24 protein-coding genes are annotated in these 23,754 nt (G+C 68.1%); 14 read left to right on the top strand and 10 right to left on the bottom strand.

What is annotated here, in order from left to right; translation table 11 throughout:
* Positions 1-444: 444 nt before the first annotated feature.
* Entirely contained in the window at positions 445-936 is a 492-nt protein-coding gene (locus ACIBQ1_RS19220) for a DUF2975 domain-containing protein (protein ID WP_397279101.1), read from the top strand.
* Positions 936-1,157, top strand: coding sequence for a helix-turn-helix transcriptional regulator (locus tag ACIBQ1_RS19215; protein ID WP_350733295.1), 222 nt, complete (start codon positions 936-938; stop codon positions 1,155-1,157). The genes ACIBQ1_RS19220 and ACIBQ1_RS19215 overlap by 1 nt, the downstream gene beginning before the upstream one ends.
* Before the next feature lie 208 nt (positions 1,158-1,365).
* On the opposite strand, the gene ACIBQ1_RS19210 is transcribed toward ACIBQ1_RS19215, so the two are convergent.
* The 3 genes from ACIBQ1_RS19210 to ACIBQ1_RS19200 all read right to left on the bottom strand — a co-directional run bounded on the left by ACIBQ1_RS19210 (position 1,366) and on the right by ACIBQ1_RS19200 (position 4,587).
* Positions 1,366-1,875, bottom strand: a complete 510-nt coding sequence (locus ACIBQ1_RS19210) for a hypothetical protein (RefSeq protein ID WP_397279100.1) — start codon at positions 1,873-1,875, stop codon at positions 1,366-1,368.
* A 51-nt stretch (positions 1,876-1,926) separates the two neighbouring features.
* The gene (locus ACIBQ1_RS19205) at positions 1,927-2,331 is read right to left on the bottom strand and encodes a DUF4279 domain-containing protein (protein ID WP_397279098.1); all 405 of its coding nucleotides are present in this window, start codon (positions 2,329-2,331) and stop codon (positions 1,927-1,929) included.
* 1,428 nt (positions 2,332-3,759) lie between these two features.
* Positions 3,760-4,587, bottom strand: coding sequence for a hypothetical protein (locus tag ACIBQ1_RS19200; protein ID WP_397279096.1), 828 nt, complete (start codon positions 4,585-4,587; stop codon positions 3,760-3,762).
* A gap of 525 nt (positions 4,588-5,112) precedes the next feature.
* Here ACIBQ1_RS19200 and ACIBQ1_RS19195 point away from each other — a divergent pair.
* The 4 genes from ACIBQ1_RS19195 to ACIBQ1_RS19180 all read left to right on the top strand — a co-directional run bounded on the left by ACIBQ1_RS19195 (position 5,113) and on the right by ACIBQ1_RS19180 (position 9,709).
* Complete coding sequence (locus ACIBQ1_RS19195; RefSeq protein ID WP_397279094.1) at positions 5,113-6,393, top strand: hypothetical protein; 1,281 nt, start codon at positions 5,113-5,115, stop codon at positions 6,391-6,393.
* 29 nt (positions 6,394-6,422) lie between these two features.
* A complete protein-coding gene (locus ACIBQ1_RS19190) occupies positions 6,423-7,631 on the top strand; it encodes an AAA family ATPase (protein WP_397279092.1) in 1,209 nt (402 codons plus the stop codon).
* Positions 7,631-8,839: a VWA-like domain-containing protein gene (locus tag ACIBQ1_RS19185; protein ID WP_397279090.1), complete on the top strand. Its 1,209-nt coding sequence runs from the start codon at positions 7,631-7,633 to the stop codon at positions 8,837-8,839. The genes ACIBQ1_RS19190 and ACIBQ1_RS19185 overlap by 1 nt, the downstream gene beginning before the upstream one ends.
* A 171-nt stretch (positions 8,840-9,010) precedes the next feature.
* Positions 9,011-9,709 carry a hypothetical protein gene (locus ACIBQ1_RS19180; RefSeq protein ID WP_397279088.1) on the top strand — a complete coding sequence of 233 codons (699 nt, stop codon included), beginning with the start codon at positions 9,011-9,013 and terminating at the stop codon, positions 9,707-9,709.
* A gap of 138 nt (positions 9,710-9,847) precedes the next feature.
* Here the strand turns inward: ACIBQ1_RS19180 and ACIBQ1_RS19175 are convergent, their stop codons facing one another.
* From ACIBQ1_RS19175 to ACIBQ1_RS19165, 3 genes are read right to left on the bottom strand one after another with little or no spacing between them, the layout of a single operon-like run.
* Positions 9,848-10,315, bottom strand: a complete 468-nt coding sequence (locus ACIBQ1_RS19175) for a hemerythrin domain-containing protein (RefSeq protein WP_397279086.1) — start codon at positions 10,313-10,315, stop codon at positions 9,848-9,850.
* Positions 10,305-11,786 (bottom strand): MFS transporter, encoded by a 1,482-nt coding sequence (locus ACIBQ1_RS19170; protein ID WP_397279084.1) that lies wholly within the window; start codon positions 11,784-11,786, stop codon positions 10,305-10,307. Before ACIBQ1_RS19170 ends, ACIBQ1_RS19175 begins: the two co-directional genes overlap by 11 nt.
* The gene (locus ACIBQ1_RS19165; RefSeq protein WP_397279082.1) at positions 11,770-12,348 is read right to left on the bottom strand and encodes a PadR family transcriptional regulator; all 579 of its coding nucleotides are present in this window, start codon (positions 12,346-12,348) and stop codon (positions 11,770-11,772) included. The genes ACIBQ1_RS19170 and ACIBQ1_RS19165 overlap by 17 nt, the downstream gene beginning before the upstream one ends.
* Positions 12,349-12,591: 243 nt before the next feature.
* Here ACIBQ1_RS19165 and ACIBQ1_RS19160 point away from each other — a divergent pair, with 243 nt between their 5' ends.
* Positions 12,592-13,809, top strand: a complete 1,218-nt coding sequence (locus ACIBQ1_RS19160) for an FAD-dependent oxidoreductase (protein ID WP_397279080.1) — start codon at positions 12,592-12,594, stop codon at positions 13,807-13,809.
* A 346-nt stretch (positions 13,810-14,155) separates the two neighbouring features.
* Positions 14,156-14,797, top strand: a complete 642-nt coding sequence (locus ACIBQ1_RS19155) for an RNA polymerase sigma factor (RefSeq protein ID WP_397279078.1) — start codon at positions 14,156-14,158, stop codon at positions 14,795-14,797.
* Positions 14,798-14,867: 70 nt separating this feature from the next.
* Here ACIBQ1_RS19155 and ACIBQ1_RS19150 read toward each other — a convergent pair whose 3' ends face one another.
* Genes ACIBQ1_RS19150 through ACIBQ1_RS19135 form a run of 4 tightly spaced genes read right to left on the bottom strand, consistent with a single transcriptional unit; the run spans position 14,868 to position 17,550 of the window.
* A complete protein-coding gene (locus tag ACIBQ1_RS19150) occupies positions 14,868-15,683 on the bottom strand; it encodes an alpha/beta fold hydrolase (protein ID WP_397279076.1) in 816 nt (271 codons plus the stop codon).
* Between the two features lie 23 nt (positions 15,684-15,706).
* Positions 15,707-16,516, bottom strand: coding sequence for a cyclase family protein (locus ACIBQ1_RS19145; protein ID WP_397279074.1), 810 nt, complete (start codon positions 16,514-16,516; stop codon positions 15,707-15,709).
* Positions 16,517-16,520: 4 nt separating this feature from the next.
* Positions 16,521-16,826, bottom strand: coding sequence for an antibiotic biosynthesis monooxygenase family protein (locus tag ACIBQ1_RS19140; RefSeq protein WP_397279073.1), 306 nt, complete (start codon positions 16,824-16,826; stop codon positions 16,521-16,523).
* 13 nt (positions 16,827-16,839) lie between these two features.
* The gene (locus ACIBQ1_RS19135; RefSeq protein ID WP_397279071.1) at positions 16,840-17,550 is read right to left on the bottom strand and encodes a class I SAM-dependent methyltransferase; all 711 of its coding nucleotides are present in this window, start codon (positions 17,548-17,550) and stop codon (positions 16,840-16,842) included.
* Between the two features lie 118 nt (positions 17,551-17,668).
* Here ACIBQ1_RS19135 and ACIBQ1_RS19130 point away from each other — a divergent pair, with 118 nt between their 5' ends.
* The 6 genes from ACIBQ1_RS19130 to ACIBQ1_RS19105 are packed head-to-tail and all read left to right on the top strand — an operon-like array spanning position 17,669 to position 23,742.
* Entirely contained in the window at positions 17,669-20,089 is a 2,421-nt protein-coding gene (locus ACIBQ1_RS19130) for a methyltransferase (RefSeq protein ID WP_397279069.1), read from the top strand.
* A 14-nt stretch (positions 20,090-20,103) separates the two neighbouring features.
* The gene (locus tag ACIBQ1_RS19125) at positions 20,104-20,505 is read left to right on the top strand and encodes a cupin domain-containing protein (RefSeq protein WP_397279067.1); all 402 of its coding nucleotides are present in this window, start codon (positions 20,104-20,106) and stop codon (positions 20,503-20,505) included.
* Positions 20,505-21,770 (top strand): beta-ketoacyl-[acyl-carrier-protein] synthase family protein, encoded by a 1,266-nt coding sequence (locus ACIBQ1_RS19120; RefSeq protein WP_397279065.1) that lies wholly within the window; start codon positions 20,505-20,507, stop codon positions 21,768-21,770. Before ACIBQ1_RS19125 ends, ACIBQ1_RS19120 begins: the two co-directional genes overlap by 1 nt.
* Positions 21,767-22,975, top strand: coding sequence for a ketosynthase chain-length factor (locus tag ACIBQ1_RS19115; protein ID WP_397279063.1), 1,209 nt, complete (start codon positions 21,767-21,769; stop codon positions 22,973-22,975). The genes ACIBQ1_RS19120 and ACIBQ1_RS19115 overlap by 4 nt, the downstream gene beginning before the upstream one ends.
* Positions 22,976-23,009: 34 nt before the next feature.
* Complete coding sequence (locus ACIBQ1_RS19110) at positions 23,010-23,288, top strand: acyl carrier protein (RefSeq protein WP_397279061.1); 279 nt, start codon at positions 23,010-23,012, stop codon at positions 23,286-23,288.
* A gap of 1 nt (position 23,289) precedes the next feature.
* Complete coding sequence (locus tag ACIBQ1_RS19105; RefSeq protein ID WP_397279059.1) at positions 23,290-23,742, top strand: SRPBCC family protein; 453 nt, start codon at positions 23,290-23,292, stop codon at positions 23,740-23,742.
* The last annotated feature ends 12 nt before the right edge of the window (positions 23,743-23,754 follow it).

Raw genomic sequence — 23,754 nt, 5'->3', positions numbered from 1 at the left:
CTCCCAGTGGTCCCACCAGGGCCACATCAACAAGATCGGACCAGCGCTCTACGCCTGCACCTCATTGAGCGCTTAAGCCTTCGTCAGCAGGCTCTAAGACACAGCAGCATCCTCAGCAGGGTTACCGTCGTGCCCGTCGAGCGCCTGATGGGGCGGGAGACGAGGAGGAATAGCGAGGGGTCACGGGAAACGCGATCAGCGCCGTGAGCTGCGTCTCCCCAGATCGAGCATGATCGGCTTGCGTCTGTGCAAGCAAGTGATCCACCAGGCTTCCTGGGAGCCACTCGAACGGACGATCATGAGCTGAGATGAACGGGCCTGAACAGCAGAAGCGCTGGCGACCAGCGCAGCGAACAGGAACCGCCGCCCACCCTCCACTCCAGCCCTTGCTCAACCTATCGACATTCGATAGATTCTCATCGCAATTCGATGGAAGGAGAGGGCATGGGAAAGCTGGCAGTGCGTGCGCTGCGCGCCGTGCTCGTGGTGGTGCTCGCCGGCACCGTGTTCGTACAGGCATTGATGGTGTGGGTGTTGGTCAGCGGGAGCGACCCGGAGGACGGGTCGCTAGCGCTGACCCCGCTGCGCGTGATCACGATTCTGGGCATGATGTCGGGCCAGGTCGCCCTGGTCAGCGTATGGCGGCTGGTGACTATGGTGCGACGCGGAACCGTGTTCTCCCACGCCGCCTTCCGGTACGTGGACGCCGTGATCGGCGCAATCGTGGCGGCTGCGCTCCTGTGGTTCGCGGTCACGGTCCTCAACGCGCCGGGCCAGCGGGCCGACCCGGGGGTCACCGTCATCATGGGCGGGATTGGCGTGGCCATCCTGGGGGTCGCGCTCATCGTGCTCGTGCTGCGGATGCTGCTCGCCCAGGCCGTCGCGCGCGACGTCGAAGCGGCGCAGATGCAGGCCGAGTTGGACGAGGTGATCTGATGCCGATCACCGTCGACATCGACGTGATGCTGGCCAGGCGGAAGATGTCCGTGGGCGAGCTCGCGGACCGCGTTGGGATCACGCCCGCCAACCTGGCGGTGCTCAAGAACGGCCGCGCCAAGGCGGTGCGCTTCACGACGCTCGCCGCGCTCTGCGAGGTGCTCCAGTGCCAGCCGGGCGACCTGCTGCGCTGGGAGGCCGAGGACGCCGCGGGCGTATGACGTGCCCCAGAGCGGGCGTGAAACGCCTGGCACCATCGGCCTGACACGATACGTCGACCGCATGGACGTCAATCGTCGATCGCCCGCAGCACCGTCCCGACCTCGTTGGGTAAATTCCGGTTGACCTGCACCGCACCGTCCTGGTCGACGATCGCGACCCGCGAACGTGACCTCCCCACCGCCCCTGGGGCCTTCTGCTTTCCGACCTTCAACCGGTGTCTTCGGCGCCTTCGGGAGTCACCGGAGTCTGCTTCTCCAGGAGAGCGCTGGAGATCGCTTCGGTCGCGGCGCGCCGGTCGCCCTCCAGCAGGTGTCCGTGGACGTCCTTGGTGATCGCGATGCCGGCATGGCCCCCGCCTTGAGGCGGTTCCTGGTTGTGGGCGGTCTTGTGGCGTTTGACCGCCTCGACCAGTTCGGGCGTCAGGCAGAGGACGCGGCGTGAGCGCCTGGTCTTGAGTTCGCCGATCACGATGTGAGTCTTGGCGGTGGCGCTCAGGTTGCGGTCCTTGAGACGCTTGACGGAGTGGGTGACTCGGAGGGTACGAGCGTCCAGGCCGAAGGCGTTCCACATGAGCCCCAGAGCTTCGCCGCGCCGCAGCCCGAAGACGAGGGCCAGGAGGACGAGGACACCCAGGCGATGATCGGCGACGGCGCCAGGCCCGCGTATTGGTCCAGGTTCAGAAGTGGCTGAGAATAGGGGGCTGATCACCCCCGTCACTGTCGGCCCTGGCCCGCTACCCCTGCTGGCGGGTCGACGGCGACGGGGTGATCAGGCGGGCGGTGGTGTGTGCATCGGGCTCTCTTCGGTGGTCTCGTCGTACTCGTCGAACCACACTGATCCGCCCACGTCGGCCAAGAACTTGATCACGGGGTTGTCGAGCATGAAACACAGCGTTCCCACGCCGGGCCCCAGCAGGCTCCGGGTGAGCAGCAATTCGACCTCGGCTCCCTTCTCGGCCAGTTCTGAGAGTTTGTCCGCCACCACGCGGAGGGGATTGATCACAGCTGCGATCTGATCATCAAGCGATGCTGCCTCGTCAGCGGCCGGAGGTTCGAGTATCCACACATCTCCCGGCCCGGTGGACGAGTGGCGGACCCCGAGAAGATCGGTGATCTCCTCGGGGTTCAGCCCGTCGCTATGGATCCACACAGCCGCCAGCTGCTCAACACGCACCGCGCCTCACCTTCCACAGCCCTCATTCGGCCACCAACTGCTCCAGGTCCTCATCGGACAGACCCTCAACAGCGGCCTGCATGTGGTCGCGAGTAGTGGCCTGGACCACGATCAGATTGGGCTCCCGGAAGTACGCCTCACCTCGGGCGAAGGTATCGGCGATCTCTTGACCCAGCCGTACGGGATCGCATGCGGCGCCCGTTCCACTCCACCATGACGCCCTCAAACCAGCCTTTGGCCTCGACCTCCCAGGCGTGGTCGTCGAAGTCGTCAGGCCACCGCGTGGTGAGCATGCCAGGAGCGTACTACCTGGGTCACGGCATGATCGCCGTGCCATCAGCGTGCCATTAACCTCGGGTGAGGAGGGGCAACCACGGTTACTCCCGATCGGCCCGAGATCGCCGCTGACCAGGTAACCCGAGGTCCAGGACCGATGATGAGCGCAATTCCGAGGCTGATGGCATGGGAGCCGCTTTGGGGCCACCCGAACGGACGATCTCGAACTGCGGTGAACGGAGAGGAACTGCGAGGATGTCGTCATACGAGGTGGAGGACGCCTATGAACACCCACGAAGATCGTTTGGGGACCTTGTGAACAGAAGGTCAGGGGTTCGATTCCCCTCGTCGGCTCTGCACGATGAAGCCTCTGAACTGGTTTTTCCGGTTCAGGGGCTTCATTGTTTGTCAGGACAATATCGCGACCTCGTAAATGCGGCGACCGCCTCTGCCGGCCATTGACGGCCCTGGCGAAGACGTCCGCCGCCGTCGCGGCCTGCTCGTGGATGACGCGAGCGTAGACGCACAGGGTGATAGCCGCTTCGGCCTGGCCGAGGCGGGCCGCGACGACGTGTACGAGGACGCCGGCCAGGAGCAGGGGCGTGGCGTGGAGGTGGCGGAGGTCGTGCAAGAGGACGTGGGGGAGTTGGGCTCTCGGGTTCTCTCGGCCGCACGTAAGGAAGCCCTGGTCGTCTCAGTGATGACCAGGGCTTTTCGTTTGTGGCTCAGGTTTCGGCGTGCGGCGGGAGTCGGGCGATGCCGGCTGGTCGTCCCCAGGACGGCCCCACGCTCCGGAGTCCAGGACCTCGCTGATTCGCCGCTTGGCGATCTCTTCTTGACCTCCATGAGGCATTTCTCGCAGGCCCTGTGGAGAACCTCCATGCCGTTGCCTGCCGACTCGGGCCTGCTTCGGCGGAACACCCGCGTTGAGCCACGCGTTGAGGCAGGCGGTGAGGCGCGGTCCTCGGCGCTCCGAGCTGTCTCATGGGCCTTCGCCGGATCCGCGGGAACGTGCTCTTGGCCGGCTCGGCCATGGATGAAAAGGCTCAGTGTCTCCTGATTAGTTCCCCTGCCCCTCTGCAAGGGACGCCGCTCAGGCGGGAAAGATGTACACGGGTTTGCCCGCCGACCTCGGCTCCTTCTTGGCGCAGGTCAGAAGGGGCCGCTCTCCGGATAGCCCGCCTTTATGACGGCCTTGCGGGTCTTCGCGTTGAGTTTCTTCTCGCTGATGACCTTGCCGGCGGCCGGTGCAGAGATCTTCACCTTGGCGCCCCAGCCCGAATACTTGGTATCGGTGTGGAAGGCCATCTGGTCGTAGGCGGTGGTGTCGTCGTCCGGGTAGGTCGTCGTGTCGACGACCGCGCGGGTGAGCAGGTTGTGTGCATCGAAGTACAGGTGGAACTCGACCTTGCCTTCCCCGGCGGACTTGTCGTGCCGGAATTCAGCGAGTGTGGCGGTGCCTTGATATTGGCCGGTCGCTACTTCTGACGCGTTGTCCAGCATGAACTGCAGTTCCGCTGGAGTGACGCCCATGTCGAGGACGGCGTTTTTGCGCCCGCTGGCCTTCGACTGGATCCAGGAACGACCGGAAGGCAGCGCCTTGGCGATGCCGACGTTGGTCACGTAGGCGTTTCTGCCCTCAGCGATGACCCGATAGGGAAGTTCGGGCCCTGTCTGGCGTGAGGACATGCGGACACGGAGGTCGGCAGCCGCTACGTTGCCTTTGCCGAAAGCCAGGGTGCCGACCGTGGTCGTGTTCACCTGTACCTGCATAGCCTGGTCGTCGGCGGTGAAATCGAGCGTGATGCCGCTTGATTCGGTGATCTTTACGCCTTTGCCCGGGATCAGTTGGGCCTTCAAGGCTTTCACCTTGTTCGCTGGAGCGGCCTGCACGGATGCGACGGATGCCGCCTGAGCGGGTGCGGCCACCGCGCACACGGCCACGGCCGTTGCCGCGAGGCTTGCTAAGAAGAGCTTCATTAGTGTCCTTGCTTGGGGGATATAGCAGGGAAAAGAGTAAGAGAGCGGTGTTGGCGAGATAAGAGATATCTTGTAACGATCCTGTGCAGACCTTTGATCCCGAGTGGTGATGACCCTCGATGAAGGCGGTGGGGATAGTCCTTGCGTCCGCTTTCGTATTTTCGGGTCAGGGCTGGCAGAGGCGGCCATCTCTAGGAAGGCAAGCTTCTCCCCGCGGGGCTTGTCACGGGGGTACGGCTGATTGTCGCCGCCGTCGTAGCGCCCGAGGACGTCCGTCGGTGACCAAGTTCTGAGTTGCGGTTCGGGTTGCGATACGAGGCCGTTCAAGGGCGTAGGTCAGAGGATGTACTCGGTCCGATCAATGCATGCCTCCGGTGGGGGCACTCCGTCGGCGAAGGTGCTGTGGGCCGCCGAACCGCTCCTGCCGGAGCCGCTCTTCTCGCGCGGACCGGAAGACGCTAGGCTGATCACGATGAATACCTCCTACCTCAGATTGGGGGCCCCGTTCACGCAAGGTGAGTGCTGATGCCGCACTCGACCCCGAACGAGGATCCCCGCCTGACTCTCTGGCTGCGCGTGCGCGAGTTCGCCGTGCCGCCCCTCATGATCGAGTCCGCGACCGCCCGCCGTACCGCCGGAGACTGGGCAGCAGCGTGCGCAGCAGCACACGTGGACGTCGATCTCAACCTGCGCCACATAGCGCGCCTCCACGGCCGGGAACTGGCCACCCACCTCCGAACCGACCTCCGCCACCTGGCACCTGACCTGCTGCGCTGGCACATGCCGAGGATCGCCCCCAACGGCCTGATACGTCCGGGCCTGACCCTCTCGCTGGCCCGGTACCACGAGAGGGACAACCCGGTTCACCTCGTGGCCAGGACCCCACCGGCCTGGGCGGATGCCGGTCAGCGGATCAGCCTGGCGCTCTGGGACGGTTCCCGGTCCGGACCGCATCCGCACCCCCATCCGAATCGACGTTTCCGTCTCGACCTGCATCGCCACTTGTGGGATGCGCGCCGGGCCGGTGAGCTGCGTGCACGTTCCGAAACGGCACCGCACGCGCGGGGCTGGGCCGTCGATCGGTGGCCGGCCGAGGCCCGGTTGCTGCTCTCTGCCGAAGGGCAGGTCGGGGGTACGGTCGCAGTCCGGGTCTGCGGGCGGCGTCAGGTGATCCTCGATGTGGACGGGTCCCGGGTCGGCAACGAAGGACCCGCGCCGCCGATCTTGCCTGACGCAGCGACCTGGGTGCTGCCCGACATGGCGTTGCTGCGTGCCGGGCTGATCGAGGCCGACAGGCTGCACCCGCTCGTCGCGGCGGCGCTCGTACCCGGCCATTCGCCGGACGCCGGGCCACACGGCCACCAGAGCGGGAACGGGCCGCGAATGGTCGAATGCCGCGGCGCCCAGCACCGGATCGCGCTTGTGAACGGCGTGCTGGTCGCCCTGGACCACGACGCGAGCGAGATCCGGCGCGAGAAACTGCTGGCCGAGTTGACCGGCACCCCGTTGCCCTGTTTGCAACTGATCGAGGAGGCCCACCGCTCCCCGGAGTGCCTCCTCGACGTCCGCGCGCGGCTGGAGCACGGCGACGCCGCCGGTGCTCAGGCCACCGTCGATGGTCTCCTCGGACCTGGCGCGCAGCTGCCCGAGGGCACGCTACGCGACGTGCTGGAGAAGGCGGCGCGGCGGCGGATCGACCACGGGCTGTTCCGCGCCGGGCTCGGGTCGGAGCCTGGACCGGCCGAGCGACCGGACCGCCGCTCCCGTAAGGGCCGGGCACGCCCGCGCCACGCCACATTCCGCTGACGCTTCCTAGACCTCAAAGGTGATTCATCATGCTTTCGTCTGTTCATGTCTCGCGCCTTGAAGTCGCCGACGATCTGCTGTCCCTGCTCCGTGACACCGCCACAGAGCCGCGTACCGACACGCAATTGGAGGCCCTGACCCTGGCGGTGGCGGCCGACCTGCCCGTCCTGCTGTGGGGGGAGCCGGGGATCGGCAAGACCGCGGCGCTGCAGCAACTCGCCGAGGCGCTCGACCTGCCGCTCACGACGGTGATCGCCAGCGTGCACGAGCCGTCCGACTTCTCCGGCCTGCCGGTGGTCGGTGACGACCCCGCCGTGCAGGGCGTCCCGATGGCGCCGCCGGATTGGGCCGTACGTCTGGCTCGCACGGGCCGGGGGCTGCTCTTCCTGGACGAGCTGTCCACGGCACCGCCCGCCGTACAGGCCGCCCTGCTCCGCCTGGTTCTGGAACGGCGGGTCGGGGCCCTGCGGCTCCCGGCAGGTGTCCGGATCGTGGCGGCCGCCAACCCGCGTTCCTCCGCCGCTGACGGCTGGGAGCTGAGCCCGCCGCTCGCGAACCGGTTCGTCCACCTGCAATGGCGTCACGATCACGATGTCGTCGTACGGGGGCTCGGCGGGACCTGGCCGCGCGCGAGCCTGCCGTGGCTCGACCCGGAGCGGTTGTCCGGGGCGGTGACGTTCGCCCGGCGTGCGGTGTGCGGGCTCCTCACCGCCCGCCCCGATCTCGTGCACCGGCTGCCGAACAACGAGGCGCATCGGGGCGGCCCCTGGCCCTCGCCTCGCAGCTGGGAGATGGCGTTGTCTCTGACCGCCTTCGCCACCGCGGCCGACGCGTCCAAGGACGTGCTGTCCATGCTGGTCAGGGGCACGGTGGGAGACGGGCCTGGGCTGGAGCTGCTTGCCGCCATGGATCGGATGGACCTCCCCGACCCCGAGGCGCTGCTGGCCGACCCGGCGACGGCCGAACTGCCTCAGCGGGGTGACCTGCGCCAGGCCGTACTTGACGGTGTGGTGGCGGCCGTGCGGAAGCGGCCGGAGAAGGGCCGGTGGGACGCGGCATGGGCGCTGCTGGTGCGAGCGCTGGAGACCGGCGCCCCGGACCTGGTGGTCGTGCCCGCCTCCACGCTCGCCGCGCTGCGCCGCGCGGACTGGGAGGTCCCGGCCTCGATCGAGAAGCTCGCCGGGGTGGTCTCCTTGAGCAGGAAGGCGGATGAGGTCGCGGCGCGGGTGGCGGGCTGATGGACCTCGAGAAGCTCTTCACCGCCCGGTTGTACGCCGCGCGGGCCCGGCCCTATCTGGCGACGGCGCTGTTCGCGCTGCACCCGGTGGAGTCGCGGTTCGTGCCCACGATGGCCGTGGATCGGCATTGGCGGTGTTACGTCTCACCGGCGTTCGTCGCGCGGACCCCCGTTGAGGAGCTGGCGAGCGCGTGGGTGCACGAGGTCTCCCACCTGCTGCGCGACCATCACGGCCGCAGCGACCGGGTCGCCCGGGAGCGAGAGCTGACGGGACGGGGAGAGCGGCTGCGGATGAACATCGCCGCTGACTTCGAGATCAACGACGACGTGTACGGTGACGGGCTGGCCTGGCCCGATGGCGCCATCCAGCCGAAGATTCTGGGGCTGCAGGAAGGCGAGCTCATGGAGGACTACCTGCGCCAGTTCCGGCTCGGGCCGTACACACAGGGTCTGGTCTGGCTGGACTGCGGCAGCGGCGCCGACGGACTTGAGCGGGAGTGGGATCTCGGGCCGGAGGGCGCGAACGGGCTCAGCGACCACGAGCGGGAGGCGGTCCGGTTCCGGGTGGCGCAGGGCATCAACGCCCATCCGGGGAACGTGCCGAAGGGATGGCGTCGGTGGGCAGAGGAGGCATTCCACCCGCCGCAGCCGTGGCGGGAACTGCTCGGCACAGCCATCCGCTCGGCGGTGTCAGGACCCGGCGTGGGTGAGGACTACACCTACGGTCGCCCGCCGCGGCGCACGGCCGCCCTGCCCGGCGTCATCCTGCCGAGTCTGCGGCGCAGGCCGCCGCGGATCAGCGTGGTCATCGACACCTCGGGGTCGGTCAGCGACGCAGAACTGGGGAGCGCGTTGCTGGAGGTCGCCGCGATCGTCCGCGCCGTGGGCGGCCGGCGCGACCTGGTCAGCGTTCTGTCCTGCGACGCGGCGGCCCGGGTCGCGCAACCGCTGTGCCGGGCCGAGGGGATGACGCTGGTGGGCGGCGGCGGCACGGATCTGCGTGCGGGCATCGCCAAGGCGCTGCGGGCGAGCCCGCGGCCGGACGCCATCGTGGTCCTGACCGACGGACAGACCCCCTGGCCGCAGGAACGGCCGGCGTCCCGCATGGTGGTGGGGCTGTTCTCCCGGACCAAGCGGTCGTACGAGAGCGATCCCGGCTATGTGCCGGACACGCCGCCCCCATGGGCACGGGTGGTGGACATCGGCTAGGCAAGTCGGCCTCGGCGGTCCTACGCTCCGGCTCCGATGCCACCGAGCTACGCGGGCAGGAGCGTAGAACTTGCGAACAACGCTCCTGGACGGTCAGGGACGGCCAGGGAATCCCGGGGCGAGCACACTTCGACAACCGCGGCTTGACCAGGACGAATACCTCTCAGCATCGTGATCACCGCCTACTGCAAGGGCCGGATGCCCGCAGTCGGACTGGAGACAAAAGTGTTGGACGACGACATCACAGAGCAGCAGGCCGGCATCGTCGCCCTGCTGCTCCACCACGCGCAGACGCCCCTCACCGGCTCCGTGTACATCCGCGGAATTCTTCCGGCACCGGCATCCGCACCATCGGTGTGCGTGGTTCTCGGCCCCCCGAGCGGATCAGTTGACGAACCAGACCAGATGGTCGGCTATGACATCCCCCTCCACGTCGACGAACACCACCTGACCGGCATGGACATCGCCGGGATCCTCCGCACGATCTGCACAGGCGCCGGCCTCGACCCCAGCAGCCGCGTCAGAGACCTGATGGGAATCCCCCTCATCACCGTGGATCCCGGTTCCGTCGTTCCCTCCGCACCCACGCCCGAGGACAACGTCCACACGATCCTGCGCACCCTCGTGTGGCCCTGGAGAGAAGAACGGCTTGATCCGCTCCTGCTCGGATTCCTCTTCCGCGCCGCAGATGAACTCCGGCTCTATCTGGCTTCCAGCCAAGTCCCGAAAGGCGTCATCGCGGTGGACACGCGCCCGTCAGGAGCCCTTACGGCTCTCTTGGCCGCGCTTCCATCCCTCATCACCGAGGCCTACCGCTACGGCGAGCCCGATCCTTACTGCGTCCGCCTGGTCGACCTCACTGACTGGTAGGCGGTCACGCCACTTGCCCTCCTGCGTTCATACGGCCTGAGCCACGTCGTCCGAGTGCGTGTCCACGGCTTGCCGGAGTGCTTTCAGCGCATTCCCGATCCCCGAGGCATTCGGGCTTCGTCGCTCGCCGGCCAGGCGTCAGACGTCGCCGAACATCCGCTGCTTGTCGCTCTCCGGAGCATCGAGGACGCGCAGCGCACGGTTCAGCGACCCCTCCTCGAAGCCGAAGTGCGCCTTCATGGCCCCCTTGATCTCGTTGATCCGCCGGAAGAGCTCCTGCGGTGACGACTCGGGGGAGTTCAGCGCCTGCTGGAAGTCGGCCAGGAGCTGCGAGAGCACCTCATGCTCGGCTGTGAGCCGGGCGACGATCGGCTTCAGCTCCGGCATCTGTTCGAGCAGGGCCGGAAAGAACTCGGCATCCTCGCTCCGATGATGACTCCCCAACGCCGAGCAGAACGTGTAGCAGAACTCGCGCAGCTCAGGCTTGAGCGCAGAGGCGCGGTTGCCCTCACGGATCGCCTTCCGAGCCTCCTCCAGCGCCTTCTCCAGACGGTGGTGAACGTCCTGCAATTCCAGATGCCAGGCGAAGATGCGGTTACGCAGCATGGTGGGGCTCCTTTCCCGTAACGGAATCCGGCGCGCCGTCGCTGTGCTTGGGCAGGGCGAAGACGAGTGCCAGGGCGACGAGCGCGAACAGGACACTGGCGCCCATGGCGTACGTCGCGCTTCGGGCGAAGACCACGTCAGGGGAATCCCCGGTGGTGAAGTCGAGCGTGTCGAAAAGGAGCCGCCCGGTCACGGCGATGCCGATGGCGCTGCCGACCCGCTGCATGGTCCCGATGACCCCGCTCGCGGCCCCGGCGTCCCCACGTGAGACGGTCGCGACGATGAAGTCCATGTTGGGCGGGATGAACAGCCCGCTGCCGACGCCGCCGATGAGGAGCGGCGCGACGAGCGTCCAACCCCGCAGGCTGCCAGGCGAGACCACGGCCAGGATGATCAGGATGGCGCTCATGCTCAGTGTCACGAGAGCGAGGCCGATGATGAGCACGGTACGGCCGAAGCGAGCGGCGAGCTGGTCGCTCTGCGCGGCCCCGATGATGGTGCCGATCGCGAAGGTCATCAGCAGCAGGCCCGATTCGAGGGCCGACGCGTCCAGCCCGGCCTGCCACAGCAGCGAGATGGTGAAGAAGATGCTGGTGAACGCGGCGAAGTAGACCAGGGCCAGCACGACGCCGCCGGTGAAGGCGGGGCTGGTGAACAGGTGCGGCGGGACCAGGGGGTTTCCGCCGCGCCTGGCCACCCGGCGCTCCCACAGGGCGAACCCGCCGAGCATCGGAACGCTGAGCACCGAGACGAGGTAGACCCACAGCGGCCAGCCCTGGCTGTGGCCCTCGACGAGTGGGACGAGCAGGGCGAGCAGCGCGGCGGTGAGGATCACGAGGCCGGCCCAGTCGGCGCGGTCGTCCGCCGCGGTCCTGCCGGTGGTCGGGAGCAGCCGGAACGCCGCGACGACGGCGATGATGCCGATCGGCAGGTTGACGCCGAAGATGTAGCGCCAGCCGTTCTCCGTGCCGAACGCCTCGATGATCAGGCCGCCCGCGAGCGGGCCTATGGCGCTGGAGACGCCGATGACCGCGCCCATGATCGCCAGGGCCTTGCCGCGGAGACTGCCGGGGAACATCAGGTGGATGAAGGCGGTGATGGAGGTGTAGAAGATGCCGGCCGAGAGGCCCTGGGCGACCCGCGCGAGGTTGAGCTGCAGGTCGTTCTGGGCGAGCGCGCAGGCCACGCTGGTGAGCGTGAACAGGATCAGCCCGGTGATGAAGACCGGCTTGTGGCCGTACCGGTCGCCGAGGCGGCCCGCCGGGACCAGTGCCAGGCCGTACGCGAGCATGTATCCGGACAGCACCCAGGACAGCGTGGCCTCCGACGCTTTGAGACTGGTGTAGATCGTCGGAATGGCGACGTTGACGATGGTGCTGTCCAATAACGCCATGAAGGCGCCCGCCAGCAGGACGGCCAGCGCCAGCCAGGCGGAACGGGTGGTCACCGGGGCTTCACGTTGCTGGGTCATGCGAGGACCTCCGGGTCTTCTCGTCGAGGATCAACTGAGGCAGCTGCGCCGCGAGCTCCTGGTGCCAGGTGATCTCCGCCTGCAGCCGTACGACGTGGTGGCGCATGGCGAGGGATTCCGCCAGGGACAGGTAGCGTGCGACCGTGCGCATGTGCGCCTCGTAGTCGGTGAGCATCGCCTCCAGCGAGGCGAGGCGGGCCGCGATGACGGTCTCCAGGTCATCGAGCCGGTCCGGGTCGAGCCGGGTGATGGCGAGGTCGAACGGGTCGGGCCTGCGAACGATTTCACGCAGGCCGTTGATCTTGAGCGACGACAGGGCCTGAGAGCCGGCTTCGGTGATCCGCCAGACCTTGCGCGTCGGGTAGGAGCCCATCTTCTCCGTGCGCATCTCCTCGATCAGTCCCTCGGCGTCGAGGCGCTTGATCGCGCCGTAGAGCCCGCCGGTGGTGATGTCGGTCCACAGGTCGAGATGCTCCTCCTCGGACAGGAGGCGTAGGTGGTGCCCGTGCATGGGGCCGCGTTCCGACAACGCGCTGAGGATGAAGATGCGTATTGACGACACGCGACTAGTTTCGCGAGAGTAGTCGTAGAAAGCAAGAACCTGAGGTTCGCGACGTCGCGGTCGGGAGGCGGGGCCGGATGGAGGGATTCGGTGAGGTATGCGTATCTCGGACGCCCCGGCCACGTCTGTTAGGTATCCCTGCGATCGCCGCCACGATGCGCTCAGCGCCGGCGGTGACTGTGGTCCTTTGGACCTGTGCGATCGAACGACCACTCCACGATCCCTCATTAGAGGAGACAGATCATGAAGACTGTCGCAGTTATCGGAGCAGGCGTGGCGGGCCCGACCGTGGCGATGGCCCTGCAGCTGGCGGGGTTCGAGCCGGTCGTCTACGAGTCGCATCCCAGCGGCTCCGAAGGCGTGGGCGCGTTTGTGATTCTGCACGTCAACGGCATTGACGCCTTACGCGCGATCGGCGCGGACAAGTGCCTCGACGGGCTGGGATTCGACACCCCGCAGATGCGATTCCGCAGCGGGACCGGGCGTTCCCTGGGCGTGGCGGGCACCGGCCTGCCGCTGGCCGACGGGACGGTCGGGCGCACGATCCGGCGTGCCGACCTGTGCGGGGCGCTGAGGGACGAGGCGTTGCGGCGCGGGATCGATTTCGAGTACGGCCGGCGGCTGGCCGATGTGAGCGGCGTGGACGGCGGCGTCGTGGCTGTCTTCGAGGACGGCGCCAGGCATGAGGCCGACCTGCTCGTCGGGGCGGACGGCATCAAGTCCCGGGTGCGCGCGCTGATCGATCCCGCCGCGCCGCCGGCCAGGTACATCCCCAACCTGTACATCAGCGGTTATGCCAGGGCCGGGGTGGTCGACGTGCCGCCCGGGGAGTACCAGATGGTCTTCGGCAGGCGCTGCTTCTTCGGCTACACCGTGGCGCCGGGCGGTGAGGTGTGGTGGTTCGCCAACCCGCCGTACCCGGACGAGCCAAGCCAGAACGAGCTGCGGGAACTGGGCGACGCCCACTGGCGGGCGACGCTCGCCGACCTGCTCGGCGTGGATCCCGGACCGGCCGGGAAGATCGTCGAGGCCACTGATCACGAGCTCGTGGCATGGCCGTTCCACGACATCCCCACGGTGTCCCGCTGGCACCGTGACCGCATGATCATCATCGGCGACGCGGCGCACGCGACGTCACCGGCGGCCGGGCAAGGGGCGTCGATGGCCATCGAAGACTCGGTCGAGCTCGGCCGTTGCCTGCGCGACCTGCCCGATGCCCGGCAGGCGTTCCGTGCCTACGAGGGGCTTCGCCGCGAGCGGGTGGAGCGGGTGGTGGCCACGGGCGCCAAATGGTCGACCTTCAAATCGGTGGGGCCGGTCGCGCGAATGATCCGCGACATGATCATGCCGGTGATGCTCAAATATTATGCCGGGGACGGCGGGGCTTCCCTTGGCTGGATGCATCATCACCACATCGAATGGGATGAGCGGGTGCCGGCCGGGCCCCGTGGAATTGTGTGAAAGTCGGCGAATTCTCGCGCGGCCCGCTGGAGCTGCAAATAAACGGCTGAGCGGGCCGGGTTCTGTGCTGCCCATTTTCTTCTCTCTTTCTGAAGTATGCCCAGGTGGGAGTACGTGTTGCCGAGCGAAGTGTTTCGCCGAAGTCATTCAAATTTCACATTTCCCAGATTGAGGATTGCGCAAGAGAGATGATTGACATTTCGCGCTTTCCGGTATGGGATTGGTGGATGTGTAGCAGACTTCATAATAGGCGGCACACGGGGATTGAGCCGATCGGTGAGGCTTGGTGCCGTCATAGGGAGATCGAGGGGTTGCCTTGGACGGCAGAAAACGGATTTCGCTGACTGTGCCATGTTCCTTACCGGGAAATGCGCAGCACTCCGGTGAAAGCACGGGGGATTATCGCAACGACCGTCGCCTGGAGGAGCTGGTCAAGCTGGCCAGAGACGGCAACCAGCCGGCGTGGGACGGCCTTCTGTGCCGCTTCCTCCCGCTCGTCCAGCTGATCGCGCGCAGATACGGACTCCAGAGACAGGACGTCGAGGACGTGAACCAGGTCGTCTGGCTCAAGCTCCTCCAGCACATCAAGAGGATCCGCGACACCCGGTCGCTGGCCGGCTGGATCGCCACCACGTCGAGGAACGAGTGCGTGAACGTCATCCGGCGGTCGCGGCCCCTGGTGCTGTTCGACGACTGGCCCAGCTCCTTCGACGCGGCACACACGGTCAGCTACGACTGGATCGAAGAGGCCGCCGCCCACGAACGCAAGCGTGCGCTGGCCCGCGGGCTCAAGGGCCTGAGCAGGCAGCACCGCGAGCTGCTGAACCTGCTCGCCGCGGATCCGCCCCTGTCCTACGTGGAGATCGGGAAGCGGATGGGGATGCCTGTGGGCAGCATCGGCCCCACCCGGCTGCGCGCCATCGCCCGGTTGCGGGAGTTGATGGGCGTGGCGGCGGGTGCGCCGGAGCAGCGGAGGGAATCGGCCTGAGAGAGTGACGGGACGGCCGCGATCACGGCCGTCCCGTTCGCTTTCAGGGAGGATGCCGTCCGGCAGGACGTCATGCCAGGCCGAGCAGGAAGGCGCGGATCTCCGCCGCCACCGTCCCCGGCCGTTCCATGTACATGAAGTGCGCGGTCTCCGGGATCACGCTCAGCCGCGCGTCGGGGTGGTGCCGCCGGATCCACTCGGCCTGCTCGATGGTCGTGCACCTGTCGTGCTCGCCGGCGACGACCAGGGCCGGGACGGCGAGCCCGCGGATCGTCTCCGCGAGGTCGGGATGGCGCATCCTGACCAGATTCTGGTGCACCTCGAAGGTGATGGCGGACCAGGCGGCGCTGACCCGCCTGGCGACGTCCGGATGCTTGTCGTGGAAGAAGAAGGGGAGGGCGCGGGTGTTGGCCTCGCGCACGTACTCGGCCCAGGTCTCTTTGGTCGGCAGCTGCTCCGGCCGGCGGAAGGGCAGGCTGAAAGAGGCCGCCGACCCCATGAGGACGAGTCCGTCCACCAGGTCGGGCCGCCGGCCGGCGAGGGTGATGGCCACCGCCGAGCCGAGCGAGTGCCCGGCCAGGATCACCTTTTCCCAGCCGTGATGCAGGATCAGCTGCTCGATGTCGTCGGCGAACAGCGTCGCGCTCAGCGGGACGTCCAGCGTCGAGGACAGGCCGTGGCCGCGGAAGTCCACGGCGACGGTGTGATGGTCCGGGCTGAGCAGCTCCTGCAGGTCGGCGTAGTGCGAGTGGTTGTCGCGGTTGCCGTGCAGCATGATCACGGGAGGCCGCGCCGCCGTACGCGGACCGGCATGGCGGCAGAACAGCTGCACGCCGTCCCGCACGTTGACGTAGTCGGCCAGGGCCGTGCCTTCTTGGTCGAACATGGTGACTGACTCCTCGCGCCGATTCACTGGTCGATCAATGCGACGGGCCGTGCCCAGCCGGCGCCGGCACCCTGGACCCGGACAGGGGCGCAGAACACCGTGAAGCCCGTGGGGCCGGGGAGCCGGCCCAGGCCGGCCATGCGCTCGATCTGCAGATACTCGCGCTCGCGCCCGAACATGTGGCAGGGCCACAGGTGCCGGGAGTCGCCCGTTTTCACAAACTGCTCGATCATGTGGGCGGTCGGCAGGTCGAAACCGGCGGTGTCGACGCCGATCAGCTTCACGCCGTGGTCGACGATGACCTCGATCGCCCCGGGGGACATCGCCGGGTGCGCGGAGTAGTACTCGCGGTCCGGCCAGCGCTCGCTCCAACCCGTCTCGATGAGGACCACGTCGAGCAGCCTCAGCCGGTGGCCGATCCGGTCCAGCTCGCGCCGGACGTCGTCGGCGGTGATGACCTCAAGGGCCCGCTTATCGCGGAACGACAGCCGCACCCCGGGGCCGCAGCACCACTCAAGCGGCACCTCCTCGATCGTCTTGGCCGGTCGGCCCTCCGACGACGGCCCATAGTGATACGGCGCGTCCACATGGGTGCCGCCGTGCACGCTGAGGGTGACGATCTCGTTGCTCATGAACACGCCGCCGGGAAAGTGATCCTTTTCCAGGAAAGGCGCAGGAGAAATGCCCTCGCGTTCGGCGATCTGCTGGATCAGCGATTTCGCGGCATTGCCCAGCCGTTCCGGCCCGCTGTCATGCGTCCACCGGTCGATATCGCGGACACCCGGGTCGTCCGGATGCTGGGCGATGGTCATGCTCAGGTCGATCAGGCGCATGCGATCAGCCTCGCGGGGAGGGGACTCGGAGCGAATAGAACCGCATCTCGCTGGGCCGGAGGAAAAACGGCCGCATTTCCGCCGTCATGCTGTCGTGCGCGGGCGACTCCAGCCAGGCGGTGAATTGCTCGCGCTTTTCCCACTCGCTGATCAGGACGTAGGATCCGGCCGCGTCGTCCAGGCGGAGGAGTTCGTCCCTGATGTGCCCCGGCATGGTGGCGACGCGTTCCCGCGCTTTACCGAACGCGGCCTCGAATTCCTGCTCCCGAGCCGCGTCCACAGTCGAGAAGAGCATCATGCGAACAGTCATCCAGCATTCCTCCTTAGACAGTGACCGAGAACAGTGCGACGCTGCCACGGGTGTGCAGCGTGGCCTTGGTGAACCGCTGCGCCAGCGCGTTTTCGAGATCCTCCAAGGAGTCCTGTTCGTTGGCGAAGATGCCCATCTTGTTCATATAGCCGAGCTGTGATCGCGACAGCCTGGTCTGTGCCACGCCGAGGCTGAGTATGGTCGAGCCGAACAGTCTGCCACCCGGCCTGAGCAGCGGTGTGAGCTGGTCGAAGATCTGCGCCTTGTCCTGGATGCTGCCCGGCAGGCAGTGCAGGACATGGACGAGGGCGACCGAGTCGAACTGTCCTTTCCGCAGCGAAAGGGGTTTCAGCAGATCGGCCCGGATGCATTGCGGCTGGTGTCGGGCGATTCGCTCGGCGGCGCGGCGGAGAACGTCGGAGTTGACGTCCAGCAGGGCGATTCTCGGCTCCGCGCACGGGAACCGGCATCTGTTGAGATACCACCCCGTCCCCGGGCCGACGTCGAGATGGTCGCCCGACACGTTCCCGCGATACAGCGCGAGAATGGCTTTGCTGGGACAGCGCCAGGTGACCCTGTTCTGGAAACGGATGACGAGCGGGTCGTAGACGTATCTCAGAAAGAATGGCGTGTAGGCGGCCTGGCCCGCGTATGCCGGGTCGTCGCGCTCCAGACGAGGCTCGGGCTCATGACCGTTGTTGCTGACGCTCGGCGTGTAAGGCATGCTCTACAGACGGTGCAGCCCCGCCATAGATACCGAATATTTCCTGTATCAGGCGGTGGCCGCCCGCGTCTGAATGGCATACGTGTTCTCCACTATCCCCTCCGTCCCAGGGAGAATCATGCCTGCTGACGAGTCGACCCTCGACCATCGCATTCAGGGCAGCGTGGTCAGGCCCGATGATCCGCACTATGACGAATACCGCAAGGTGTTCAACGGCATGATCGACCGCCGGCCCGGTCTCATCATCCGCTGCGCCTCATCGGCCGACGTGGCCGAGGGGATCGCCCACGCCAGGCGGCAGGGCCTGCCGCTGTCGGTGCGGGCCGGCGGCCATGGCGTGACGGGCGACGCCGTCCTCGACGGCTCGGTCTGCCTCGATCTGCGGCCGATGAACTCCATCACGATCGATCCCGACCGCCGGCTTGCCCAGGTCGGGGGCGGCGCGAACTGGGGTGAATTCGACGCCGCCGCCCAGAAGTACGGGCTGGCCGTCACCGGCGGCCGGGTCCGCGGCACGGGAGTGGCCGGGCTGACCCTCGGCAGCGGGAGCGGCTGGCTGGAACGCAAGCTCGGCCTCACCTGCGACTCGCTGATCTCTGTGGAGATCGTTACCGCCGACGGCGAGGTGCGCACGGCCTCGGAGACGGAGAACCAGGAGCTGTTCTGGGGCGTGCGCGGCGGCGGCGGCAACTTCGGCGTGGTCACCGAGTTCACGTTCCAGCTCCACCCGGTCGGGCCGCAGGTGCTCGGCGGGCTCGTCATGTACCCGCCGTTCCAGCTCGCCGAGCTGATCCGGCACTTCCGCGACTTCATGGCGACGGCCCCGGACGAGGTCGGCGCGGGGCTCGCCTTCATCTCGGCGCCGGACGAGCCGTTCGTCCCCGAGTTCGCGCGCGGCAAGCCCGTCGTGGGCGCGGTCCTGTCCTACTTCGGCCCCATCGAGGAGGGCGAGGAGGTGCTCAGGCCGCTGCGCGAGTTCGGCCCGCCCGTGCGTGACATGGTCGCACCCATAGCCTATGCCGACCTGCAGGGGCTGCTGGAGCCCGGGACCCACGAGGGCATGCAGAACTACTGGAAGGCCGAGTTCCTCGCCGAACTGCCTGACGAGGCGATCGACCACATCGTGCGCTTCACCCAGACCGTGCCCTCCCGCTTCACGCAGACGATCCTCATGCCGCTGGGCGGCGCGCTGGCCCGCGTCGACAACGACGCCATGGCCTTCGGCCAGCGTGACGCGCCCTTCAACATCCACATCCTGTCGATGTGGGAGGACCCGGCCGACTCCGAGCGGCAGATCTCCTGGACCCGCGAGTTCCACCGGGCGATCGAGCCGTACAGTACCGGCGGCGCCTACCTCAATTTCATCGGCAAGGAGGGCGGGGACCGGATCAAGGCCGCCTTCGGGCCGGAGAAGTACGAGCGGCTGGTCGAGCTCAAGCGGCGCTACGACCCGGCCAACGTCTTCGCCGGCAACCAGAACATCCCGCCGCGGGCCGAGACGGCCGGGGAGGAGCCCGAGGAGGCGGAGCAGCAGGGGCACTTCGCCCCGCTTGCCGTACTCGAGCTCCTGAACGGGATGTGGATCGCCCGTGCCCTGCAGGTCGCGGCGCAGTTGCGGATCGCCGAGCGACTGGGTGACGGGCCGCGCACGCTCGCCGAGCTCGCCGGCGAGTGCGGCTGCGATTCCGGGGCGCTGGGTCGGCTGATCTCGGCGCTCAGCACGGTCGGCTTCTTCGCCCGCACCGGCGAGGACAAGATCCAGCAGACGCCCCTGTCGGCCGTGCTGGCCGACGGCCACCCGCACTCCGTCGGAGCTGTCGCCCGCCTGTTCGGCTCGCACTGGCAGTGGCAGACCTGGTCGCAGCTCGAATACTCGGTACGGCACGGCAAGCCGGCTCTCGACCAGGTAGTCGGCACGAACCTGCCGGACTTCCTCGACACCATGTCGCCCGCGGACGGAGCCCTCTTCGACCAGGCGATGACCGGCCTGTCCCGATTCCTCAACCGGACGATCCTGAACGCTTACGACTTCTCCGGCGCCGGCCGGGTCGCCGACGTCAGCGGCGGTCACGGCACCCTGCTGATCGACATCCTCGCCGGCGACCCGTCGCTGACCGGGGTCCTGCTCGACCGGCCCACGGTCACCGCCAAGGTGCGCGAGAAGGTGCGGGAGACCGGGCTCGGCGACCGGCTGGACGTGGTGGACTGCGACTATCTCAAGTCGCTGCCGGAGCAGGCCGACACCATCGTGCTCAACCGGGTGCTGCACGACTGGGACGACGACTCGGCCGCCGGTATCCTCCGCGCCTGCCGCGCCGCCCTGCGCCCCGGGGGCCGGATCGTCGTGGTCGAGCAGCTCATGACGGGCGACAAACGCGCGGCCTTCCTGGATCTGCAGATGCTGGTGCTGCGCGGCGGCCGCGAACGCACCAAGGCGGAGATGGCCGGGCTGTTCGAGCGTTCCGGACTCCGCCTCGCGGAGATGATCAACACCACCTCTCCCATGTGCCTGCTCATCGGCCACTCCCTCGACCACTGAACGGGGCCTGTGACATGACGACGACCACGAAGGCCATCAACGCTGCGGACGTCACGCCCAACCGCCGCCGCGGCGGCGAGATCCGCGTGACGCTGAGCCAGAAGACCTGCGGCGCCACGTCGGGATTCGGCGGCTCCGTGCTGCTGCAGCCCGGGGAGTACGTGAGCGAGCACTACCACCCGTTCTCAGAGGAGTTCATCCACGTCATCCGGGGCGAGCTGGAGCTGAAGGTGGAGGGCGAGCCGATCGCCCTCGGCCCCGACGACTCGTTCCTGGTGCCCATCGGGCAACGCCACCGCCTGGCCAACGTGGGCGACTCGACGGCGCACGTCGTCTTCCACCTCTCGCCGCTGGCGCCGCGCCCCGACCTCGGCCATGTCGACACAGAACCCCTTCCATCAGCGGGAGAGACGTGATGAGACGTGCCGTCATCACCGGGATGGGGGTGGTCGTCCCCGGTGGAGTCGGGCGGGACGCGTTCTGGAAGCTGCTGGCCTCCGGTCAGAGCGCGACCCGTACCCTGACCATGTTCGACCCCGCTCCGTTCCGCTCGCAGCTCGCCGCCGAGGTCGACTTCGACCCGCGGGCGGCGGGCCTGACCGAACGCGAGACGCGCCGCATGGACCGCGCCGCCCAGTTCGCCGTCGTGTGCGTGCGGGAGGCGCTCACCGACAGTGGGCTGGACCTGTCCGGAGTGGATCCGGCCCGCGTCGGGGTCAGCCTCGGCAGCGCGGTCGGCTGCACCATCTCCCTGGAGGAGGAGTACCGGGTCCTGTCCGACGAGGGCCGGCAGTGGCTGGTCGACCACACCTACGGCGTCCCCCACCTGTACGGGTACATGGTGCCCAGCACGCTGGCCGCCGAGGTGGCCTGGCAGGCAGGCGCCGAGGGGCCGGTGCAGCTGGTCTCCACGGGCTGCACGTCCGGTCTGGACGCCGTCGGCATGGGCGCCCGGTTGATCGAGGAGGGCTCGGCCGACATCGTCATCGCCGGCGCGACCGACGCGCCCCTGTCACCCATCACCTACGCGTGCTTCGACGCGATCAAGGCGACCTCGGTCAACAACGACGACCCCGAGCACGCCTCGCGCCCCTTCGACGCCCGGCGCGACGGCATCGTCCTCGGCGAGGGCGCCGCGATCCTGGTGCTCGAGGAGGAGAGCAGGGCGCGGGCGCGCGGCGCCCGGATTCAGGCGGAGCTGGTCGGGTACGGCCAGCGCAACAACGCCTTCCACATGACCGGCCTGCGCCCGGACGGCCGGGAGATGGCCGAGGCGATCCGCGTCGCCCTCCGAGAAGCCCGGCTGGACCCCACGGCCGTGGACTACATCAACGCGCACGGGTCGGGCACCAAGCAGAACGACCGGCATGAGACCGCCGCGTTCAAGGACAGCCTCGGCGACCACGCCCGCCGGGTGCCGATCAGCTCGATCAAGTCGATGATCGGGCACTCCCTCGGGGCGGTCGGCTCGATCGAGCTGGTGGCCTGCGTGCTCGCGCTGGAACACCAGGTCGTGCCGCCGACGGCCAATCTTCACGTGCCCGATCCGGAATGCGACCTGGACTACGTCCCGCTGGTCGCCCGTGATCAACGCATGGACGTGGTCCTCAGCGTGGGCAGCGGCTTTGGCGGGTTCCAGAGCGCCGTCCTGCTGGCCGCACCCGAAGCTGTCCGCCCATGAGCGCGCTCGCGATCACCGGCATGGCCGTCGTCGCGCCGACCGGCCAGAGCCTGGACCAGCACTGGTCGTCGGTCTTCGCGGGCCGCAGCGGGATCCGTCTCATCAGCCGCTTCGATCCGGTCTCCTACCCGGTTCGGGTGGCCGGCCAGGTGGAGGACTACGTGGCGAGGGGCACCATGCCCTCCCGCTTCATCCGGGAGACGGACCGCTTCACCCAGATGGGGCTGAGCGCGGCCCAGGCCGCGCTCCAGGACGCCGCGCTCGACCCGGCCGAGCTCACCGAGTACGCGGTGGCCGTGGTCACGGCGAGCTCGTCCGGCGGCACGGAGTTCGGCCAGAAGGAGATGGAGCGGCTCTACCGGCACGGCCCCTCGTGGGTCAGCCCCTACCAGTCCATCGCCTGGTTCTACGCGGCGACCTCCGGGCAGATCTCGATCCGCCACGGCACCAAGGGGCCGGCGGGGGTGCTCTGCGCCGAGCAGGCGGGCGGCCTGGACGCCCTCGCGCTCGCGCGACGCCTGGTCAGGGACGAGGTGAAGGCCGCCATCGTCGGCGGCACCGACGCCTCCCTGTGCCCCTACGGGCTGGCGGCCCAGCTCACCTCTGGCCGGCTGTCCACCGCGGACGAACCGGAGCGCGCCTACCGCCCGTTCGACACCTCCGCCGCCGGCTACGTGCCCGGCGAGGGCGGCGCCATGCTGATCGTGGAGCCCGCCGCCGAAGCCAGGCGGCGCGGGGCGCGGGTCCACGGCACCGTGCTGGGCCACGCCGCGGGCTTCGACCCGGCGCCGTGGACCGGCCGACCGTCGGCGCTCCGGCGGACCATGGAGCGGGCGCTCGACGACGCCGGGATCGGGCCACGAGACGTGGACGTCGTGTTCGCGGACGGGATGGCCGTCCCCGCGGATGACGCCGACGAAGCCAAGGCCATCGGCGAGGTGTTCGGGGGTGGCGGCGTCCCGGTGACCGTACCGAAGGCGCTCACGGGACGGCTGCACGCGGGGGGCGGCGGGCTCGACCTGGTCACGGCCCTGCTCGCCATGCGCCACGGCTGCGTGCCCCACACGGTGGCGACCACCTCGGTCCCCGGCTCCTACGACCTCGACCTCGTGCTGGACGAGCCGCGCCCGCGCGCGGTCGAGCGCGCGATGGTCCTGGCCCGTGGGCATGGTGGCTTCGTCTCGGCCGTCGTGCTCGGCTCATGACCCTTCATCGATTCGACGAGGAGAGAGCGAAACCATGTCAGAGCCCGCAACCGGCGTCTTCACCCTCGAAGACCTGCGGTCGATGCTGCGCGTCGACGACGCCGACGAACTGACCGAGAGCACCGCCGACGAGGACTTCGAGTACCTCGGCTACGACTCGCTCGCCAAGTACGAGCTGGTCTCCCAACTGGTGCGCCGGCACGGCATCAGGGTCTCGGAGGAGACGATGGACCACCTGCGCACGCCGCGGCAGGCCGTCGACCACATCAACACCCTCCTGGCCGCCACCCCGGACAACGCGGTGAGGTCCTGAAATGTCAGCACACACCGACAACGCCATCACGATCGCCGCGCCTATGGACCTCGTGTGGGACATGACCAATGACATCGAGTCGTGGCCGGGGCTGTTCAGTGAGTACGGCGCGGCGGAGATCCTGCACCGGACCGGGAACACCGTGCGGTTCCGGCTCTCCATGCACCCCGACGAGAACGGGGTCGTGTGGAGCTGGGTGTCGGACCGGACCGCCGACCCCGCCACCCGGACCGCGCGCTCCCAGCGGGTCGAGCTCGGGCCGTTCAAGTACATGTTCCTGTTCTGGGAGTACCTCCCGGCCGAGGAGGGAGTCCTGCTGCGCTGGGTGCAGGACTTCGAGCTGAAGCCGGGGATGCCGGTCGACGACGCGGGCATGGCCGACCGCATCAACGCCAACTCCGCCGTGCAGCTGAAGCTGATCAAGGAAGCCATCGAAGCGGCGGCGCGCGGCTGAGCGCGTCCCGGC

The sequence above is a fragment of the Nonomuraea sp. NPDC050153 genome, from assembly GCF_044460125.1.
In the GTDB taxonomy this organism is placed as follows: Bacteria; Actinomycetota; Actinomycetes; order Streptosporangiales; family Streptosporangiaceae; genus Nonomuraea.
The sequence above is the reverse complement of the archived record's forward strand: the minus strand, read 5'-3'. Positions and strand labels throughout refer to the sequence as shown.